The sequence below is a fragment of the Archangium sp. genome (assembly GCF_036388035.1).
Taxonomy (GTDB): domain Bacteria; phylum Myxococcota; class Myxococcia; order Myxococcales; family Myxococcaceae; genus Archangium.
This window is the reverse complement of sequence record NZ_DASVSO010001042.1, coordinates 1-1,711: the sequence shown is the minus strand read 5'-3', so window position 1 is coordinate 1,711 and position 1,711 is coordinate 1. Positions and strand designations below refer to the sequence as shown.

General features: G+C 72.1%; 2 protein-coding genes and 1 pseudogene. All 3 read left to right on the top strand.

Features of this window, described 5'->3' with window-relative positions; all coding sequences use genetic code 11:
* Nucleotides 1-132: pseudogene (locus VF697_RS42780) on the top strand (phosphoadenylyl-sulfate reductase); the annotation flags it as partial.
* Nucleotides 133-197: 65 nt separating this feature from the next.
* The gene (locus tag VF697_RS42775; RefSeq protein ID WP_331104462.1) at nt 198-839 is read left to right on the top strand and encodes a bifunctional precorrin-2 dehydrogenase/sirohydrochlorin ferrochelatase; all 642 of its coding nucleotides are present in this window, start codon (nt 198-200) and stop codon (nt 837-839) included.
* Nucleotides 836-1,636: a uroporphyrinogen-III C-methyltransferase gene (cobA, locus tag VF697_RS42770; protein WP_331104460.1), complete on the top strand. Its 801-nt coding sequence runs from the start codon at nt 836-838 to the stop codon at nt 1,634-1,636. Before VF697_RS42775 ends, cobA begins: the two co-directional genes overlap by 4 nt.
* The last annotated feature ends 75 nt before the right edge of the window (nt 1,637-1,711 follow it).

Sequence of the window (1,711 nt, the reverse complement as noted above, 5' to 3'; positions counted from 1 at the left end):
GACCGAGGCTACCCGTCCATCGGCTGCGCGCCCTGCACGCGAGCGGTGAGGCCCTACGAGGACGAGCGCGCGGGCCGCTGGTGGTGGGAGTCCGCCGAGAACCGGGAGTGCGGACTGCACGTCCGCCGCTGACCGCGGGCCCGAGGAATGGACATGCCCTCCCTCTCCGCGCTCCGCAAGAGCCAGGCGTTCACGTCATGAGCGCGCACGTGGACTTCCCGGTCTGCCTCCGCCTGCGGGGGAAGCGTGTCCTGCTCGTGGGCGCGGGCAACATCGCCGATGAGCGGAGCCAGCAGCTCGTCGACGCCGGTGCGCGGCTGCACGTGGTGGCGCCCCGGGTGTCGCCCACCATCCGCCGGCTCGCGGAGGAAGGCCGGCTGGAGCTGAGCGAGCGGGCCTATGCACCGGGAGACGTGCACGGGCAGTCGGTCGTGTTCGTGGCGACCGACGACATGGCGGTGAGCCGGGCCGTGGCGGACGAGGCGCGGGCCCTCGGCATCTGGGTGAACACGGCGGACGTTCCCGAGCTGTGCGACTTCACGCTGCCCTCGGTGGGGAGACGGGGCCCCATCGTCGTGGCCGTCTCCACCTCGGGGCAGGCGCCCGCGCTGGCCCGGCTCCTGCGGCGGCGCTTCCTGGAGCAGGTGGAGCCCGGACACGTGCGGATCGCCCGGCTCACGGGATGGCTGCGCAAGCGGCTGCCCGCGGGCGCCGAGCGGATGCGGCTGCTCAAGCAGCTCGTGGAGGGCGAGGTCGGGGAGTTGCTGGTTCGCGGTCAGCGCCGGGACGCCTGGGCCCGTGTACGCGCCGCGCTCGAGACTTTTGGAGAGACGAGATGAGCAAGCAGGTCAACGGAAGAGTCTACCTGGTGGGCGCGGGGCCCGGAGATCCCGGCCTGCTCACCTTGCGAGCCGCCCAACTGCTCGGGCGCGCGGATGCGGTGGTCTATGATCGCCTCATCCACCCGGAGGTGTTGAAGCACGCGCGTTCCCGGGCCCGGCTCCTCTTCGTCGGCAAGGAGGGAGGAGGAGAGTCGGTGCGGCAGGAGGAGATCAACGCGCTGCTCATCTCCCAGGCGCGACTCGGCCGCACGGTGGTCCGGCTCAAGGGGGGAGATCCCTTCGTCTTCGGCCGTGGCGGCGAGGAGGCCCTCGCGCTGGAGGAGGCGGGCATCTCCTATGAGGTGGTGCCGGGTGTCTCCAGCGGCGTGGCGGCTCCGGCCGCGGCGGGCATTCCCGTCACCCACCGGAACGTGTCGGGCTCGGTGACGTTCGCCACCGGGTACCGGGCCGGCAAGGAGCCGGACTGGGCGCACCTGGCCGGAGCGGAGACGCTGGTGCTCTTCATGGCGGGCGCGAGGCTGGAGGAGGCGACGCTGGCCCTCATCGCCGCGGGCCGCGCTCCCAGCACCCCGACGGCCATCGTGGAGGCGGGGACGTGGGAGCACCAGCGGGTGATCGAGGCTCCGCTCGCGAGCATCGCCTCGCGCGCCCGGGAGGCCTCCATCGGCTCTCCGGCCCTGCTGGTGGTGGGTGAAGTGGTGTCGCTGCGGTCGCAGCTCCGCTCGCTGGTGCGGTCGGAGCCGGTGGCGAATGAACGTGAGCAATTCCTGAAGGCAGAGGCTGGCCATGAGTGAGAATCTGTCCGCGCGCCTCTCCCACCTCTCGGTGCTGGAGGCGGAGAGCATCCACATCATTCGCGAGACGGCGGC